This is a genomic window from Flavobacterium frigoris, from assembly GCF_900111075.1.
In the GTDB taxonomy this organism is placed as follows: domain Bacteria; phylum Bacteroidota; class Bacteroidia; order Flavobacteriales; family Flavobacteriaceae; genus Flavobacterium; species Flavobacterium frigoris.
Window position 1 is genome coordinate 139,843 of the sequence record NZ_FOFZ01000006.1, and the last position, 19,018, is coordinate 158,860.

The following is a 19,018-nucleotide window of genomic DNA, read 5'->3' on the forward strand; positions in this document are numbered from 1 at the left end:
CAGTTATAAAAACGGATCAAATATAAAAAGTTACAAGAAAATATAAAGCAAAAAAAACCCCTCAATTTCTTGAGATTTTTTTTGCGATGAGTAACTGTTTACTAATCATTTCATGCAGAATTTGATAAGTATTACTTGACTACAACTGCGTTGACCTTTAAAAAAATAAACTCTAGAGAAACAGACTGACTGCTAATGCTTTTAATTAATCATTTTTATAAAACATATCAATTTTTTAATCCAGTCCTTTCTTTAATTTTAATGGCTCTTAATTGGATATCAGCTCCGATGAATACTGGGTTTTTTCTACAGTATTATTTTGAGAAATTTTTTGAATGTTTACGTCGAGAGTAATATCATTTTTAAAAATTCCATTCAATACAGCAATAATTTCTTCAGCGATTATCTCATTAGAATATCCTACAAACTGAATTAACTTATCTTTTCTTTGGTGCATTTTAAAACCTGCCAAAGGAAACTGAGACATACTATTGGAAATATCAATATTATTGATTTTTAAAGCTGATTTGGTAAAAAAAACTACTGGATTTCGAGCTTCTAAATCTATTAGATAGGGAGCACCATTTTCTATTATTAAACTACAAAAATCACCTGTCCTGTAGCGTATTAATGGCAAAAAAGGATTGCTCCCACCAGTAACTACCAGCTCCCCCCTTTCTCCATAAGGTAGTGGAATATCTTTATGTTCATCAAAAACTTCTAAGTATAGGTCGGGTCGAATGACTTTATGTCCTTTTTCGGTCGCATAAGCTATGTTTCTGCATTCTGTCATCGAATAAAGATCTATTACGGGACATCTGAAATAGCTCTCTAATTTATTTTTTGTGACTTTAGTTAATTTCATTGCTGAAGAAATCATCGCACTTGGAGATAATTTAGGTTCTAAATCCATTAATGCTGTAAATGCTATTGGATCACCAGTAAGGATTTGTGGATTGTATTTCTCAAGATACTTCTTTGCATCTTCTGGTTGATTCCAATCTGCAGGATTTAGATTTATTTTTAAAATACCTGCTCCCTCCAAATAGGTCGATAAAGAGGCATAGGTTAATGTTTTTTCTTGGGCACAAATTAGCGCAATTGCAGTCGTTTTTTTACCTTTTTTTATAGAAATACGAAAATCTTCTAGTACAGACTCTATTTGCGGAAGCCATTTCGCTTGGGTAGCGGTATCAAAAAGAACATCTAACTTCGGTCCGGTCGAACCAGATGTGTAATAAACCAATAATTCAGCTAAATTGGCTTCATTAGAAACAAATAAATGAGGATGCTTTCTAATATCTTCTCTAGCAATAGTTGAAAAAGATTCTAAGGTATTATTTTTATTCTGATAAAAAGGAACTGTTTTAACACACCATTGCAAATAGTCTGACAACCATATCGGAGAGCTCCCTTCTGTCCAAAATATTTTTTGATCGTAATAGCTCTTTTTGTGGGCTTTAACTTTTAAGAGGTTTGCCGCATTTAATCGGTCGCCGCTTTTAAAATTAAATTTTGGAGCAAACTCATCTTGTCTAAGTTTATTTAAAAAACTTAAATCATCAAGCAACGGAAATCGTTCCTCATCATTTAATGCTATTTGTGGATTACTACTCTCGTCCATATGTGTTTGCTGCTTCACGGGCTTTCTTCTCGGCCATTTCTCTTTTAATATTCATTATTCTTTCATGCGCTTCATACGATTGTCTTAAAACTTTTTGACGATCAACGCTACTTATAGAAGATAATTTATCTGCAGCCTCAGCAATACTTTCTCCGTTTGGTAGTATTTCAAAACAAAGCAATAACAAGCGAACCATTTCTTCCGCACGTTCCTCATCAGTAATCCATTCCTTATATTTTACATATTGAGTAACATGGTATAATCCTTCAAACCAAAAAAGGCGTAATTTATTTTCTAAAGCAGGTTTATTTCTAAAACTATGATGATACAATAACCAACAAGAAATATGAATCGCCTTCCAATAGTTATCATCAATACTATTAAAATTAATCTTCGCAGGTACATTTAACTCCTTTTTCAAAAAAATAGCACTCACCATTCTGTAAGTATCCGAAATCAGAGCAATAGAATCTAATCCATCCCTTGATAATAAATTGGAAGGTTTTAAGAAAATTTCGGGACACTTTTTTAAATGTGTAACCAGTTCAAAAAGATCGTATTTAGGCATAAGCATAATTTTGTTGTGAAAAATCTGATGCAAATTTCAAAAGTTCTGTTTCGTTTGTAACGTAATAAACATTCCAACCCATTTTTTTTAATCGGATTACCATATCTTTTTGATAATCAGGTTGCGAATGTAACACCATTGTTCCGTGACCACCTGCATTTTTTAAAGCGATTTCAGCTAGTTCCCAATGAGTTTGATTTGTTTCTGTATCAGAATCTAACATACTAAAAATATCATTGTCGGTAACAATTACAATATGTGATTTTTTATTCGGTTCCGTTTCAAATGGTTTTCGTAATCGTTCCATTCCATAGGCATAACCCGTGCCTAAATAAGACGTTATCGTGGTGAGTAAATCTGTTTCATCAGTAATAAAACCCTCTGTTTCTAAATAAGTCCCAGGTTCACCTGAAAGACAACCCATAACGGATGCTCCTGCACGCAAAGCAGATAATCCTATAATTGTAGCTGCAAGCACTGGCCATGAGAAATTTAGCTTTGGATTCATCATCGAACCAGAACAATCGATACCAATATAAACATTTAACGGATGCTCTGAAATATTATGATCAGAATCGGATCCGTAGGTTCGTTTTTGAGTAGTTATTCCTGGGAGAAATACTGGTGAAGCTATGGACGATTGTAACCAATCTAGCTCTTCAATTGGATCGCCAATATCCCAAGTTTCTAATCCTTCGGGTAGATCTAAAGATACATTTTCTGAAATTTCTACAGGAAAATCAATCAAATGAGACAAAGCAATTTCTTTATAATAAGCATTAATCAAACGTTGTTCATCAGCATTTGGATTAACCTGTTTCATCAAATCAATATAATTCCCAGGTCCCATATAGCTATTTCTAGGTCCAGATCCACCAACTTTGCTTTTTTCTATTCCTAAATTATCTTTATTCCCTTTATCATTTTTTAAACCAATAGCTTCCTTCCGCATATCGATTACGCCATCGTAACCTTCTAAATCGAGTTTAGTCATCCCCGAAATTTCAATAGCTCCAGAACCCGCATCCTCAGCATCTAATAGTATCAAAATCTTTTTACGAGCGTCATTAAACGTTTTGTCATCCATTAAATAAGGATATAACAACACCGCAAAACGACCGCCACCTTGAATCCAGTTTTTTGAATAACTTCTAATTAATGAAGCTAATAATGAAGCATCAGCATCTATTTTTTTACTATGAAACGACCAATTTACAGCTAGTTCACCACGATTCAATCTCCATAAATATTCATAGGTTCGCATCATTAGTGTCCATAATTCCGAAAAATTATCCTCTGAATTTATCGCTTTATAAACTTCTGATATTCTTAATTTATTGATGCGTTGCAATTTATCATTGATCAAAAAATCAGTGTACAAATTAGATACCATTGGTGCTCTATCCTCAATTCCAGGCAAAGCATAACGAATACGATTCAGTAAAATAGCATTGTCATATAAATTAGCCGGTGCCAAAATATGATGCCCTATTTCATGAGCTAGTACTTCAATAAAATAAGTAGAAATACCAAGGGCTACAATTTCTTCCAGATTAATAACAATACGATGATCTGTTAATCGAATCATGGCAAAACTACCTGTAAGCCCTTCCTTTTGGGCTTCTTGATTAGACAAACACCAAATAGGCTCTTGCAAACGCAACAAAGGGTTCCATTCTAGCTTAGCTTGTTGCCAATGCGATTTCCATACCGCTGCTGTTTTTTCTATTTCGGATTGATTATACATTTGCAATACTAAATAGATATATAAAATAAGAATTTTGCAGGGTATAAAACAAAGTGTCTTTTGTCTTTACTGACGATGTAATAATCTCTGAATCTATTTCTATATTATTTTTTATAAGCCACTTTTCTAAATTTTTTAATCGCTCAGAATTAGATAAAATATAGGTCGAATCTACTGTATGGGCAGGAATTAAAACCTTACCATATTGGTCTGCAAAAAGAGCGTAGCTACTTTTAGAATCGGTAACAAAAACATGCTCCTCTATTTTGGCAAGCATTGGAGGGTTTTCAAAAAAACCATCCATCCCTATAAATCCACCTTGCACACCTTGAAAATTGACGCTCTTATTGGGCCAAATAGTTTCAAATATTTGGTTTGAATTTTTATCAAAACCTATAGCTACAGTAATAATTTGCTGTAGATCCTCTGAAAGCTCATCAAAATCACTTTCTAATCGACTTCTTAAATGTGCCAAACCACACTTCCAAGCACATATACGTCCTACAATTTTAAAATCTTCTATTGTTTTGATTTCAGAGCAGGTCTTCTGCATGAGGTCACACCAATCAATCGATTTTTCGGATGCGTAGGTATGAATGTTTAAGAGTACTTCATTTAGTAATGAAATTATTTTTATTGGAAATCTCTGAACCAAATTAGGCATATGAACCATTAACAACCATGCGCTTTTGTATTCATCCTTGTAGCGAATAGCCTGCCCGCTTCCAATTAACTTCAACGATTCAATATAAAGCGCTTTCACTACTTCATGAATTTTTTCTGGAGCCGAGTTTACTGCTACAAATGCCGCTACAATTGGCTCCACAACTTCTACCATCCAACTGGTGATGTTTTGAGAGGGTAAATTGCCATACTTCATTTCGTTCTCATTGTACCATTGGTTGTACAATGCACTATTGTCTTTTAACTCTACAATAAGTTGAGGGAGGCTTATTTTTTCCATTGTAGCCATCTCTTATAATTGGTATAACGCTGATGTAGGTACTTTAATTTTAAAATATCATCTGCTCTATAACCGTATAATTTTTTTTCTTCAGACCATTTTTGTAATTGCTTTTCAATATTTAAAAGCCTACCATCAATTTCTTTAGAGGAAATATTTTCTAATCCTTTTTTAAATTCAGCTTCAAATTGATCAACAGGATCATTTCTATCTAGATCTTGGCTAACATACTCATCACAAGACAAATCAAACAAGTTGCGTAACCATACAATTCGATCTACGCGATAAACCTCATTACCAATTTGATCAAAAAAAGGAGATTCTAAATGTGGTGTCAAACTATCGTGCAAAACGAAAGGCAAAATTTGTCTTATATCTTCTAATTCTACTTTGTTATTCCCTCTAAAATAAGCCAATGCTTTAGAGAACATCAATAGCGTCATGATCTTTCGAACTGACAATCCATTTTTGGCTTGCGATCCTAAATCTTTAATCGGGTCTTTTCCGGTTTCTTTTCTAAAAAGAGAACGCATATCCATTCCAGACAATTTTGCGGTGTCCTTTGTCATGTATTCTAAACGATTGGATGCGGGCTCAAAAAATTCAAATTGGCGACAAAAAAACTCAATACGCTTTCGTAACGCAGGCTCAATTTGAACTCCTCTAATCTGTTTATTGATTGTATCCAACTCTTCTTCCGTAAAAATAATTTCTTCTGGAATAATTTCCTCTGGTTTAAAATGGAGCTCAATACGTTGCAATAAATCATCGATAAAACGAGTATTAAAATGCATGGCTCTAATTACAATATCAATACGATCTTTCAAGGCTTCGATAACTTGATAAGTCCCTCCTCCGGCATCATCATTAGCTGTTAAATACCATGCACCGTCAGGACATTCATAAATCTGATCGAAAATCTCAGCATAATTATCTGCTAAAACTGTTAATAAAGCTGATTGTGTCCTAGTAGGAATTCGATTATATTCATCAATAATTTTTACACGCATACCCAACCATTTTCGCCAAGCAATTCTAATATCTGAAGTTTTTTCGGCCTTTACCATATCCGAAGGTAACGGATGACCTAGCAAATCAGAAATTGTCATTTGCGGTTGACCGTGTTGTATGGCACGCATTACATCCTTATTATCATATCCTGCCAACAAAGCCATCAACACAGATGTAGCTGTTTTTCCACGCCCAGGACCACCAACAATGAGACATTTACCTCTTGCTGCTAAATTCAATAAAGGCATTAATACGAAGCTGGAGTAGCTTTGATCAGTAGGTAAATGAACAGGGACTTTACTATCTCCAAATAAAAACTTTTTAGGGTCACCATCGTTAAACTCTATATCATAATATGGACTAATAATGGCCGTATTGGTAATCCAAAAATAGGCTTGACGTAATTTTTCATCTAGGCTAATGGTAGCGATAGATTCATTTTGCGAATCATCACTTGAATAAAGATCTTCTATTTGAAATTTTTTGTTGTTTGTAACATCTTGCGGATTGGTAGGCGATTCTGGGACTTTCTTAAAAAAACCCATAGTTTTGTTTAATAAATCAGACATGGTTTTATTTTGGTTGTAAGTTAGTTAAATTTATTGTTTTCTACAGCAGACAAAATTTTTGAGACCTGTTCAATTCTCTCGTCAACCGTACCACTAAGCATAAAATAACGTAGATTTCTAGCGTCCAAATCTTCGATTATTTTTTGTTGAAACAAACTCCTTTTCACATCACCAGATCGATTCCAAGTATCCTCATAAGGGATATCAGTATCACATAAAAAGATTATATCGTGCCTACTTTCAGCTACTTTTGCTAAATTCTCTAAACCTGCAAGGGCATTTCCATGGTAATCCATTGAAAATAAATAGGTCGTAATTGCATTTGTATCTGAGAACAAAAACTGATTGGATTGTAACACCAACGCATCTTCTTTTTCAATGTGAATCTCAGCTATTTTTAAAAGATCTTCTAAGGTCAACCTTTTATTTATTTGATTGTTTTCCCAATATTCTCTACCATATTCAGGCATCCATTGGGTTTCAAAATGTTTTGCTAGTTTTTCTGCTAAAGTCGTTTTTCCAGTAGACGGCGCACCAAGCAATACTACTTTAGTAATCAAATCTTTATAAACTATAGGATGAATATACTCTTTATTTTTAAATGAATTCCCTCTGATTTTTGTAGCAGATATGGGAATAATATTTCTACTTAAATCAACCTGTCGATTGATTGCATTCAAAGCAGTACTCATATGTACACCGTATGGCTCGCTCGAATAAAAATGTGAAATAGTGCGGTTATTTAAAACAGACATGACATAGTCTTCTTGAATTTTCATAATTTCAGTTGAATATCCACTATCATTTGGTGAGTTCACACCTTCAATTACTACAATTTCGGGATATATATTCCTTATCCAAGCAGCTCGGGTCGCTAAAGGAATATTAATTATAGGATCATCATAAATTAGTACTATTAATTCATCTGTTTCCTTAATTGCAGTTTCTATAATTAATTGATGCCCTTTATGAAAAGGCGCAAATTTACCCAATGTCAATCCAACTTTATAATTGTCCTTCATATGTAAGCTCTTCTTGATATGCTTTTTTCCATTCAAAATAACCGATAATCGCCATTACTAAAAATACTGCGTATAATATAGTTGTAAAATACAAACCTTTGTAGGCATAAATTCCAATGGCGACTATATCAACTACGATCCAAAATAGCCAAGACCCCAATACTTTTTTTATCATCAAATACTGAGCAACTAGACTCGCAACCGTTGTAAAAGCATCAGCATACGGAAAGGATGCATCCGTATTCAATTGCATCATATATCCTAAAATTAGAGTTCCTAAAACCGTTACGACGATCCATAAAGTAGCTTTGGTAATTGATTTAACTCGTAATTTACTTTGATTAGTCCCGCCATACTTCCAACTATACCAACCAAAAAATTGAAGAAATATATAAATAATATGCAACATCATATCAGAATACAATTTCGATGTGTAGAAAACAAAACAGTATAATGTTACCTGAACTAAGCCAAAGTACCAACACAAAATATTTTGTCTGATTGTAAAATAAACAGCTAAAAACCCAAAGACTGCGCCTAAAACTTCGATTGTTGTATTCATATTATATCCGATAAAGATAGGAGAATGAAATTAATTTATAATTGATCAAGTCTAAAAGTTACAAGAAAATATAAAGCAAAAAAAAACTTCTCAATTTCTTGAGAAGTTTTGTGGGCGATGAGGGGTTCGAACCCCCGACCCCCTCGGTGTAAACGAGGTGCTCTGAACCAACTGAGCTAATCGCCCTATTTCACAATTCGAATAATTTCTTGTTCCTTATTGCGAGTGCAAATATAAGCCTAGATTTTATATTTACAAGCAAAAAATGAAAATAAATTAGTAATATTTTTACCAAAATCCCTTTCGTACTCACTTACAGCGCATTAATGCAAATAGTCCTTATCACTATTTCTTTGTAATGAATCACTATAGTATTACATTTGTATTATAAACAGCAAATAATGGCAAGGTTCAAAGAAAATGATTTACCAAAATCAAAAATTACCGCAAGTTCTCTCAACAAAGCAACTCTTATATTTAAATATGCAGACAATCACCGCTGGAAGTTTTATGTAGGATTAGTTTTTTTATTACTTACAGGAGCCACAGCATTGGCTTTCCCCAAATTAATGGGTATGTTGATTGACAGTGTGAAGAATAAAAGCTATACTGATGCCAATAACATTGCTTTATTACTGATTGGGATTCTTTTTATGCAATCCATTTTTTCGTTTTTCAGATTATCCCTGTTCATCAATTTTACGGAACATACTTTGGCCAACCTAAGACTGTCTTTATACAGCAACTTAGTAAAACTGCCGATGTCTTTCTTTTCGCAAAAGCGTGTTGGTGAATTAAATAGTAGAATCAGTTCCGATATTACACAAATTCAAGATACTTTAACTTCTACCATTGCTGAATTCCTTAGACAGTTAATTTTAATTGTGGGTGGAGTTGCGTTACTAGCCACCGAAAGTATCAAACTAACTCTATTAATGTTGTCAGTTGTTCCCTTAGTGGCTGTTGCTGCAGTTGTTTTTGGTCGGTTTATTCGAAAATTTTCAAAAAACGTTCAAGACCAAGTAGCTGAAAGTCAAGTTATCGTTGAGGAAACGATGCAAGGAATTAGTATTGTTAAGGCTTTTGCCAATGAGTGGTACGAAATTGCCCGTTATGACGGAAAAATAAAAGAAGTCGTGAAGTTAGCCATCAAAGGCGGAAAATACAGAGGGTACTTTGCATCCTTTATTATATTCTGTCTTTTTGGAGCTATCGTAGCCGTAGTTTGGTTTGGTGTTCGATTAAGCATCAGCGGAGAAATGAGTGTGGGACAATTGATCTCCTTTGTATTGTACTCTACGTTTGTAGGAGCTTCTTTTGGTGGAATTGCCGAATTGTATGCGCAAATCCAAAAAGCGATTGGTGCCACCGAGCGTGTTTTTGAATTATTGGAGGAAACTCCAGAAAAAATCAACTCAAAACAAAATACCTCTTCGATTCAAAAAATAAAAGGAAATGTTACTTTTAAAAATGTAGCCTTCAGTTATCCTTCAAGAAAGGAAATAAAAGTATTGAAGAACGTCAATTTTACGGCAAATTTTGGTCAAAAAATTGCCATCGTTGGACCTAGTGGAACGGGGAAATCAACTATTGCCTCTTTATTATTGCGTTTCTATGATATTGATTCTGGTGAAATACTAATTGACGGAAAAAATATTTATGATTTCGAATTAGAAAATCTTCGAGGCAATATGAGTATTGTTCCCCAAGATGTGATTCTTTTTGGAGGAACAATAAAAGAAAATATTGCTTACGGAAAACCAGATGCTACAGAAGAGGAAATTCTTTTGGCGTCCAAGCAAGCCAATGCTTTCAATTTTATCGAAGGTTTTCCTGAAAAATTTGAAACCATTGTGGGAGAACGAGGAATTAAACTTTCTGGAGGTCAAAGACAACGTATTGCAATTGCGAGAGCGTTACTTAAAAATCCAAGTATATTGATCCTCGATGAAGCAACGTCTTCACTGGACAGTGAAAGTGAAAGATTAGTGCAAGAAGCTTTAGAAATTTTAATGCAGGGAAGAACAAGTATAATTATCGCTCACCGTCTCTCTACTATACGTACTGCTGATCAAATATTAGTACTTGACAATGGCGAAATAACTGAACAAGGTACGCATCAAGAATTAATGACTTTAGAAAACGGAAAATATAAAAATTTGAGTAATTTACAGTTTAGTAATTCTTAATCTTCTCCCCTAACCCTCTACAAAGGAGAGTGAGTTGTCAAGAGTCCAAATTCAAAAAACGCTAATAAGTCTGGAAATCAGAATCAATTAGAAATACGATACCTTTGATTTTAAGTAGCAATTAGAAAGTGAAACTAAAAAAAAATTGACTGATAATTGGTTTGTGACATCGTATTAATAATTTATATTTTATAAAAATACTGGTTCAATAATTATCCCTGTTAAAACCGAGTTTGCAATAAAACATTTGGTGTGTGCACAGTGGTGTATTGCATTTATTATTATTTCATCTCGAATGTTGTTTCCCGTAAAGGTTGTTTTTGGTCGTAGATGGGTATGATCATAATTTTAAAAGATAAATTGTCTGACTCATTTTTCCAACTTCAATTAACTTTATGTCCTGCCACAGTAATTTTTTTAAATTTATTATTCTGGTTTGCGTTTCTTGTTCTTAAAATTGTTTTTTTTAAGCTCACTCCCTTTAGTATCAAAACGGGTTATGCTATCCTGACCTACAACATTTACGTAGGATAGTGGCTTTGCAACTTCAGGCTTTTTTTGTGTTTGTGCGCCATTTTGCCAAGCATCCGATTTGATTAGTTGATTATTTTCGCTTTCATCATTGATGTAGCATTCAAATTTATCACCTTGTCGCTTATATAATGATTTTTTTTTGTGAGGACCTACCCAAGGAGAATCGGTTTTAAAATTAGTTGACCAGGTTTGGCAACACAAATAGCTTCCACAAGGACCGATATCGCCAATTCGATTTGCTTCTTCACGTAACCCAATTTGACACATCTCTATCCGCACATGAAAGGCTTCGAAAAGGCATTTAATTAACTCCCGATAATCCACACGTCCTTCGGCAGTGTAATAAAATGTGGCTTTAGCTTTATCACCCTGATAATCTACATCGGTTAGTTTCATTGATAAACCGAGCTCTGTGGCTATCACGCGTGCTTTACGCATCGTATCAAATTCCATCTCTTTGGCACGTTTCCATTTAGTTGCATCATAGGGAGTAGCTTTCCGTTGAATTTTTTTAAAGATATCTTCCTTATTCACATTTTTTTTCTTGAGCTGCAAGCTTACCAGTTCACCAGTTAAGGAAACATGCCCAACATCATAACCACCCTTATTGCCATCAACTACAACTAATTCTCCATTTTTTAAATCTATGTCTTGATGGTTAAGATAAAATTCCTTTCGGGATCCTTTGAATTTTATCTCAATAATAGTGTAAACTTTATCATCAAGTGGTACAACAATATCCGATAGCCAGTCATATACATCGGATTGGCTGTGACCATAAGAATAGTATGAATCGCTAGTTTTGATTCCACTTAGAACAGAAGGACCTTCTGTTGAATAATTTTTCATATTGACTTATATATTAATTTCCTCTCGAGCGCGTTTGAAAGTTTGAAATTTCAGTTTAATAAAAGAAAGATAATCAAAATTCGTCTTCATCAATCCCTAGAAGCATATTGTAAACTTCTTGTAATTCCAATAACGTTTTTTTATTCCCCATTTTTTTGGCAATCTCAATTCCTCTTTTATAAGTTTCAGCTGCTTTGTCTACTTCATTCAGCGACTCATATAATTTCCCCAATTGATAATAACTCGCTACATAATTTTCATCATCATTTATCAATTTCAAAAAGCAATTTACAGCGGTATCATTTTCTTTAACCAAAACATATTCTAATGCCAATGCGTATTTCAGAAAAGAGTCGTTGCTATCTTCCTTTAAAAATTCCTGTAATTGTTCAATTCTATTATTCATTATTTTTTTTTTTGGTGAAAGTAGTAACCACAATAAAAAATCTTTTGCAAAATAATTCCAAGCCCAGTTGATGAATACAATTTGCTTATTTATTAGATTCCAAATAACATTTAATCTTTAAAAATGCCAAACGATAAATCGGTAATTATCGCGTTAAAATTAGAAGCTAATTTTTTTCTTTGTTGATTAACAATACTCCTCATAAGCGGCCTTTAGGTTTTCGGCAATCATCGCTCCCGACTTTCCTTCAATATGGTGGCGTTCTACAAAATGGACTAATTCTCCGTCTTTGAATAGGCCTACACAAGGTGATGAAGGAGGAAATGGGAAAAAATGTTTGCGTGCTTCTGCAGTGGCTTCAGTATCGAAACCTGCAAATACAGTTGTGATTCGGTCAGGGCGCTTGCTTGCGTCCAACGAAAGTTTTACTCCCGGTCGTGCGGCACCAGCAGCACATCCACAAACTGAATTGACAACTACTAAAACGGTACCTTTTGAATTAATGGCAGCATCTACTTGCTCAGCGTTGCGCAGGTCTTCAAAACCAGCAGATGTAAGTTCTTCCTTCATTGGTATTACTAATTGTTCTGGATACATAGTGTGATATTTAAAATAAAATTCAAGGTTTTAAAGAGAACCCTAATAAACTCTGTGATTTTTTTAATTTAAAATAGGAATCATTCGAATGAATAATCAATTTAAAAACATTGGTTAAAAAATATGCTTTTCAGCATGATAGGAAGAACGAATCATAGGGCCACTTTCCACATAACGAAACCCTTTTTCGAGACCTATTACCTTATATTTAGCAAATACTTCAGGATGAATAAATTCTACAACCGGCAAATGTTTTGGTGAAGGTTGCAAGTACTGCCCCATTGTTAATACATCGCAGCCTACTGCACGTAAATCATCCATTGTTTCATAAATCTCCTGTTCGGTTTCTCCTAATCCAAGCATAATTCCTGATTTAGTTTTCATTCCGGCCTCTTTCAGTCGTTGTAATACCTCGAGGCTTCGATCATATTTTGCCTGCACACGAACCTGTTTTGTTAACCTGCGAACCGTTTCTGTATTATGAGAAACGATGTCGGGATGTGCATCTATAATACGTTGAAGGTTTTCCCAACTGCCCATAAAATCTGGGATAAGCGTTTCAAATTTTGTTTCAGGACTCACTCTGCGAATCGCATTAATCGTTTCTACCCAAATAATGGAGCCGCCATCTTTTAAATCATCACGGTTAACCGAGGTAATTACGCAATGTTTCACATTCATTAGTCGCACGGATTCTGCTACACGCTCCGGTTCTTTTAAATCAACCGGCAACGGACGACCGGTAGCCACATTACAAAATCCGCAGGAACGGGTGCATATATTTCCTAGAATCATATAGGTGGCGGTACCTGCTCCCCAACATTCACCCATATTAGGACAACTGCCGCTTTCGCAAATGGTATGTAATTTATGAGTAGATACGATTTCTCGAACCTTTTTATATTCTTCGCCCATTGGCAGTTTCACTCTCAGCCAATCTGGTTTGGTTTTATACCTTGGCTCTTCTACTATTTTAATATCGTTATGTAACATTTTTAAAAAAATTGGGAATTATTAAAATAAAAGCAACCCTTTTATTTTTGGTTCCGGTTAAACATTTGTTCTATCCTAGACTAAAAAAAAGGGTAAAACGGTATAATATATTAGTTCATCATTTATATTGTTAAGTGATAATCGCGTAATTTATACTATATCTAATACTGTTGCCTTGGTATAGCTGTTATGCGGTTTCCGTAACTACATTTTTCACTTCGGGAAGCATTTCCCGCAGCATGTTTTGGACACCCATTTTCAAAGTAGTATTGGTCGAAGGACAGCCGTGACAAGAACCTTTGAGCATCACGGTTACTGTTCCGTTTTCGAAAGATTTAAAATTAATGGCGCCACCATCTCCTTCAACGGCTGGCCGAATATATTCATCAAGAATTGAAATTATTTTTTGTTCAATATCCCCAGAAATGTTTACCGGTACTTCTGATTTTTCTTCAATTAATTCGCCATTGAGAAGAGGTTCTTTTAGGGCAAGCTTTGCTTTAATTAGCTCCTTAATTTCCGGTATTACCTCATACCATTCAAAGCTTTCGTCCTTGGTTACGGTAATAAAATTGGAAGTAATAAAAACGCCTTTTACATAAGGAAGTTCAAATATTTTTGTGGCAAGAGGAGAAATGGCTGCCTTTTCTTTTGTGCGGAATTCAATACTTTCTCCTTCCTCATCGATTAATAAAAAGGTCAGTACAAATTTCATTGTGACGGGATTAGGCGTCATTTCGGTATAAATGGAGATTGGTGCGTTCATTTTTTTATATTTATTTAACCTTTTATCGAAAAAAGGATAGGTGTTATTTTAGTGATCTTACCATTTAACATCTGCCACTTGAGCTGGTGCTTTTGCATTTTGGATAGACACTTGTTGTGCCACTTTACGTGCCATTTCCATGTAGGCAATAGCTTGGGGTGTGTTTTCCTGCAGCACAGCGGGGCGACCTAGATCACCAGATTCACAAATATTTTGTACTAATGGTATTTCTCCCAACAACGGAACTTCTAATTCTTCGGCAAGTTTTTTTGCTCCGTCTTTACCAAAAATATAATAGCGTTTCTCCGGCTCGTCGGGCGGACTGAAATAGGCCATATTTTCTACAATACCTAAAACGGGTACATTTATCGACGGTAATTGAAACATTCCAACTCCTTTTTTGGCATCAGCCAAAGCCACAAATTGAGGGGTGCTTACAATTACAACTCCGTTCAAAGGAACGGTACCAACCAGTGATAAATGAATGTCGCCAGTTCCGGGAGGTAAATCAATAATCATATAATCTAATTCCCCCCATTCTGCTTCCTGAAACAATTGGACAACCGCTTTTGATGCCATTGGTCCACGCCAGACTAGTGCTTGGGAAGTATCTACAAAAAACCCGATTGATAATAATTTGACACCAAAACTTTCTACGGGAATCATTTTATTTACACCATTAATCGCTTTAATTTGTGGCTTTGCATCCATCACATCAAACATAATGGTTTGTGAAGGTCCATAAATATCAGCATCTACCAAACCAACCGATGCACCTATTTTTACCAAAGCCAAAGCCAGATTTGAAGCCACGGTTGATTTCCCAACACCACCTTTACCAGATGCTACTCCTATAATATTTTTAACATTTGGTAACAAAGGTCCACCGCTTTTTCGAGAGGAAACATCGGAAATCATTTTCACATTTACATTTGCTTCTTCATCTATAAAATGCAAAATCGAATTTACACAAGCCTTGTGAATCAATTCTTTCATTGGGCAGGCAGGCGTTGTAAGTACTACAGTAAAACTCACGTTTTTTCCCTCTACTTCTAAATCCTTAATCATACCAAGGGTTACCAAATCCTTTTTTAAATCAGGATCTTCGACATTTTTTAAAGCTTCTAAAACTTGTTCTTTTGTAATATTCATTTTGGCCTCCTTTTATTTCTTTAATTTTTTGTTCTAAAAACTATTTACTTCTCTTACCATAACCAATCTATCATCACCTACAGAAACCAAATAATTATTATAAGTACTCCAAATCAATTTATTTACCGAGTGTGTATGAGTATCAAAATTTTCTTTGGTGATGCGTTTTAATAATTGAAACGTTTTTGCATCCCAAATTTTGATGGTTTTATCACGGCTGGCAGTGGCAAAAAGTGTAGCATCGGGACTAAATACGATATCGTAAATTGCCCAATTATGTGCAGGAATTGACTTTAGTAAATCATAATTTCCTACTTGCCATATGTTTAAATGTGCATCTCTTCCTCCAGTCAAAAGAAATTTACCATCAGGGCTGTAACGCACAACATTTGATGCAAGTCCATGCCCAATAAAATCTTTTTTATAATCCAATGTATGCAGATCAAATACAAGAATATTACAATCCCCTAGTGCAACCGCTATTTCGGAAGTGGTATAATTAAAATCAATGCTGCGTACTTTTTCCTTGGATAGTTTTTTCATTTTAATCAATGACAAAGTATCGAGTGAGCAAACGGCAAAATTACCATCGCCACCAGCTGTATAAAAGCAATTGGTTTCTAAGGAATATTTGATATCAAAAATCGGTGCCGTATGATGTTGCAGCATTTTTATTTCTTCCTTTTTCTCTAAATCAAGGATGTGAACACTTCCGGTTGTTGTTCCCGCAAGCAATAATTTTTTTTCAGGAATATGACAAATAGCATAAACAGCAGCAGGTAAAGATGCTGAAAATTTTTCGGCTTGCAGAGTTTCTAAATTCCATAACGCGATAAACATATCGCTACCCGCTGTAAAAACAGTATGTTCAGATGTGCCTTTATCCATCGCATATACACAGCCGCTATGGCCAGTAAGTGTTGCGATATGTTTTATACCAATGTTTATTTTTTTTATTGTCTCCATTTTATTTTAAAAAATTATGCCCACACTATTTTATTTGTAAAGCTGTAACCTAGTGGATTATTGAAATTCTAATTAATTATTTTTGTATCGGGCTACTTTTATTTCGTTATTTCGAAACTATAGCTACTTCTGACGGTTATTATTGTGTTATAATCCCAGCATATTATAATTTTGGAATGATTATCAATAATTAGTTCCTCTCTCTCTTTTTTTATTTCTTTTAATACTATTCCATTTTTAATTCCTTTTATTACTAAATTCAGGAAGGAGATTATGGTTTTTTTGATTTTTGAGTAGCTATTCTATTCCTATTTAAAGAATATGGTATTTAATCGTTTTCCAAATTTAAATTTGTTTGGGCTGCTTGTATAACGGCACCATAGAACAAGCTTCGCCATACATAACACTTTTTGCAATTGGTCGTAAAAGCCTAGTGATTTCGACATAAGCCGCTTTAGGAACTGGCAGATGGCCACAACCCTTGATCACGATGCGAGCATCTTTATATTCATCGAAATTTAGTTTGTTAAGGATGTCATTATACAAAATGGTTTCCAGTGTTTCTAAATCGCCAAACACTACCTTTTTTACGTAAGGCTCTAATTGAATTGCTAACAACATATAAGCCCAAGTTGGAACAACAGCATCGGCAGAGCAAATAAGGGCAACATACTTATCTGTGTATTTGCTCCAATCTTCATTCTTAACAAATTCCCTAAAGTCTTTTTCTTTCAATATTAAACCTTGAAATAAATGCTCTTTTATATCCAATACTGCACGATTACCTTGAGGGCAAAACGTTTCGAGGTCAATGGTGATGATGCCACTTAATGCTACTTTATTAATTATTTCTTTTTCCATTTTACATAAATCCTAATTCGAGTTCTGCCTCTTCGTTCATCATTTCTTTTTCCCAAGGCGGGCTATAAGTCATTGTTATTTTTGCTGATTTAATTCCCTCTATTTCACGTAATTTTTGTTCTGTTTCAGGGGGCAAGGTTTCAGCTACAGGACAGGATGGTGATGTTAAAGTCATTAGAATAGTAAGATTGTTCTCTATATCAATATTGAGTTCGTAAATCAATCCTAACTCCCAAATATCAACTGGAATTTCCGGGTCGTAACAAGTTTTAAGGGTATTGATAGCCTTTTGCGCAAGCTCCATATTTTGTGTAATAATTTCTGCTGCCATATCTTTTATTCAAATGTTTTAGCAATCTTTCCTTCAATATAGTCACACAAAGCCTCAATTTTTACAGTGTTCACAACTTCCGAAGCGAAGGCGTGCATCAATAATTTTTTAGCATTTGTTAGACCTATTCCACGAGCCTGTAGGTAAAATATTTTTTCTTGATCTAATTTTCCGGTGGATGTCCCGTGCGAACATTTTACATCATCGGCATAAATTTCTAATTGCGGTTTTGTATTGATTGTTCCGTCTTCGCTTAGTAAAATATTTTTGTTGGATTGAAATGCATTTGTTTTTTGAGCATCTTTTCTAACAAATATTTTTCCATTAAAAGTAGCGGTTGACTTTCCGTCAATAATACCTTTGTAAAGCTCGTTGCTGTTGCAGTTTGGCTTGCGGTGATCTACGACAGTATGATTATCAACTACTTGATTTCCTGCAGTTATATACAATCCGTTCAAATGCGATTCGATATGTTCATCATCTAACACTAAAGTTAAATTATTGCGAACTAATGCGCCACTCAAGGTAAAAGTATGGGTAGAAAATACGCTTTGTTTCTTTTGAATTACTTGTGTGGTATTCATTAAATAACCCAACTCATTTTCATCCTGAATTTTATAATGATCAAGAATAGCGTGCTTATCGACTACAATTTCTGTTACTGCATTACTGAATGTTTTGGCTTTAGAATCAACCGTTTCAAACGATTCAATAATTTTTGCTTGCGCATTTTCATCCACAACGATTAAATTACGTGGATGAATAATGGTACTTTTGGATGCTGTTGAAATGTGAATGACGTGTATCGGTTTTTCAATTATCACATTTTTTGCAATATGAATAAACACGCCATCTTTAGTCATTGCGGTATTTAACGCTATGAATGGATCCGTTTTAATATCTGCATATTGCGCATAATGTTTTTCAAAAAGAGCAGAATTGCTAGTTGCCGCATTTACTAAACTGCAAATCGTTACCCCTTTTGGAAGATTTTCTAAATTGGATAATCCTTCCACAAAAATGCCGTTTTCGATAATTACATTATAAGCCTCTTTTAAAAATTTCAGCGGCTCAATTTGCTCATCGGTACAGTTTTTATTGGTCGAGAAATCAAATTCCCCTTTTAATATTGAACTGATAGGAGTATATTTATATTCTTCGTGATTTCTGGTTGGAATACCTTGTTTGTAAAAGCTTTCCATAGCCTGATCACGAAGTTGTGTATTGCCGAATAAAAATAATTTTGATGTCTCAAATTCAAAAATCAATTTTCCTTTTATCGTACTGGTTTTAATTGCTGTTTCCAT

The 19,018-nt window shown here is 34.5% G+C and carries 18 protein-coding genes and 1 tRNA gene; 1 reads left to right on the plus strand and 18 read right to left on the minus strand.

Annotation, left to right across the window (positions count from 1 at the left end; genetic code table 11):
* Positions 1-268: 268 nt before the first annotated feature.
* The 8 genes from BMW63_RS10045 to BMW63_RS10080 form a co-directional block, all read right to left on the minus strand.
* The gene (locus tag BMW63_RS10045; RefSeq protein WP_074723337.1) at positions 269-1,624 is read right to left on the minus strand and encodes an AMP-binding protein; all 1,356 of its coding nucleotides are present in this window, start codon (positions 1,622-1,624) and stop codon (positions 269-271) included.
* Positions 1,611-2,192 carry a hypothetical protein gene (locus BMW63_RS10050; protein ID WP_074723338.1) on the minus strand — a complete coding sequence of 194 codons (582 nt, stop codon included), beginning with the start codon at positions 2,190-2,192 and terminating at the stop codon, positions 1,611-1,613. The genes BMW63_RS10045 and BMW63_RS10050 overlap by 14 nt, the downstream gene beginning before the upstream one ends.
* A complete protein-coding gene (locus BMW63_RS10055; RefSeq protein WP_074723339.1) occupies positions 2,185-3,939 on the minus strand; it encodes a hypothetical protein in 1,755 nt (584 codons plus the stop codon). The genes BMW63_RS10050 and BMW63_RS10055 overlap by 8 nt, the downstream gene beginning before the upstream one ends.
* Positions 3,932-4,903 (minus strand): hypothetical protein, encoded by a 972-nt coding sequence (locus tag BMW63_RS10060; RefSeq protein WP_074723340.1) that lies wholly within the window; start codon positions 4,901-4,903, stop codon positions 3,932-3,934. Before BMW63_RS10060 ends, BMW63_RS10055 begins: the two co-directional genes overlap by 8 nt.
* Positions 4,891-6,483, minus strand: coding sequence for an AAA family ATPase (locus BMW63_RS10065; RefSeq protein ID WP_217643728.1), 1,593 nt, complete (start codon positions 6,481-6,483; stop codon positions 4,891-4,893). Before BMW63_RS10065 ends, BMW63_RS10060 begins: the two co-directional genes overlap by 13 nt.
* 20 nt (positions 6,484-6,503) lie before the next feature.
* Positions 6,504-7,505 (minus strand): AAA family ATPase, encoded by a 1,002-nt coding sequence (locus BMW63_RS10070; protein WP_074723341.1) that lies wholly within the window; start codon positions 7,503-7,505, stop codon positions 6,504-6,506.
* The gene (gene pnuC, locus BMW63_RS10075) at positions 7,489-8,067 is read right to left on the minus strand and encodes a nicotinamide riboside transporter PnuC (protein WP_074723342.1); all 579 of its coding nucleotides are present in this window, start codon (positions 8,065-8,067) and stop codon (positions 7,489-7,491) included. The genes BMW63_RS10070 and pnuC overlap by 17 nt, the downstream gene beginning before the upstream one ends.
* A 111-nt stretch (positions 8,068-8,178) precedes the next feature.
* Positions 8,179-8,253 (minus strand) — tRNA-Val (locus BMW63_RS10080).
* A gap of 215 nt (positions 8,254-8,468) precedes the next feature.
* Between BMW63_RS10080 and BMW63_RS10085 the strand changes: the two genes are divergently transcribed.
* Positions 8,469-10,256 (plus strand): ABC transporter ATP-binding protein, encoded by a 1,788-nt coding sequence (locus BMW63_RS10085; RefSeq protein WP_074723343.1) that lies wholly within the window; start codon positions 8,469-8,471, stop codon positions 10,254-10,256.
* Between the two features lie 426 nt (positions 10,257-10,682).
* Here the strand turns inward: BMW63_RS10085 and BMW63_RS10090 are convergent, their stop codons facing one another.
* The 10 genes from BMW63_RS10090 to sufD all read right to left on the minus strand — a co-directional run bounded on the left by BMW63_RS10090 (position 10,683) and on the right by sufD (position 19,018).
* Positions 10,683-11,639, minus strand: a complete 957-nt coding sequence (locus tag BMW63_RS10090) for a PSP1 domain-containing protein (RefSeq protein WP_074723344.1) — start codon at positions 11,637-11,639, stop codon at positions 10,683-10,685.
* Positions 11,640-11,712: 73 nt separating this feature from the next.
* Positions 11,713-12,045 (minus strand): tetratricopeptide repeat protein, encoded by a 333-nt coding sequence (locus BMW63_RS10095; protein WP_073351316.1) that lies wholly within the window; start codon positions 12,043-12,045, stop codon positions 11,713-11,715.
* Between the two features lie 186 nt (positions 12,046-12,231).
* Complete coding sequence (locus BMW63_RS10100; protein WP_074723345.1) at positions 12,232-12,642, minus strand: BrxA/BrxB family bacilliredoxin; 411 nt, start codon at positions 12,640-12,642, stop codon at positions 12,232-12,234.
* A gap of 114 nt (positions 12,643-12,756) precedes the next feature.
* Positions 12,757-13,635 (minus strand): lipoyl synthase, encoded by an 879-nt coding sequence (gene lipA, locus BMW63_RS10105; protein WP_074723346.1) that lies wholly within the window; start codon positions 13,633-13,635, stop codon positions 12,757-12,759.
* Positions 13,636-13,822: 187 nt separating this feature from the next.
* A complete protein-coding gene (locus BMW63_RS10110; protein ID WP_074723347.1) occupies positions 13,823-14,401 on the minus strand; it encodes a NifU family protein in 579 nt (192 codons plus the stop codon).
* 57 nt (positions 14,402-14,458) lie between these two features.
* Positions 14,459-15,553: an Mrp/NBP35 family ATP-binding protein gene (locus tag BMW63_RS10115; protein ID WP_074723348.1), complete on the minus strand. Its 1,095-nt coding sequence runs from the start codon at positions 15,551-15,553 to the stop codon at positions 14,459-14,461.
* A gap of 33 nt (positions 15,554-15,586) precedes the next feature.
* Positions 15,587-16,519: a WD40 repeat domain-containing protein gene (locus BMW63_RS10120; RefSeq protein ID WP_083380429.1), complete on the minus strand. Its 933-nt coding sequence runs from the start codon at positions 16,517-16,519 to the stop codon at positions 15,587-15,589.
* A gap of 345 nt (positions 16,520-16,864) precedes the next feature.
* On the minus strand, positions 16,865-17,380 hold the full coding sequence (locus tag BMW63_RS10125; RefSeq protein ID WP_074723349.1) for a DUF2480 family protein: 516 nt from the start codon (positions 17,378-17,380) through the stop codon (positions 16,865-16,867).
* A 1-nt stretch (position 17,381) separates the two neighbouring features.
* Complete coding sequence (locus BMW63_RS10130; protein WP_074723350.1) at positions 17,382-17,711, minus strand: iron-sulfur cluster assembly protein; 330 nt, start codon at positions 17,709-17,711, stop codon at positions 17,382-17,384.
* A gap of 5 nt (positions 17,712-17,716) precedes the next feature.
* Entirely contained in the window at positions 17,717-19,018 is a 1,302-nt protein-coding gene (gene sufD, locus BMW63_RS10135) for a Fe-S cluster assembly protein SufD (RefSeq protein ID WP_074723351.1), read from the minus strand.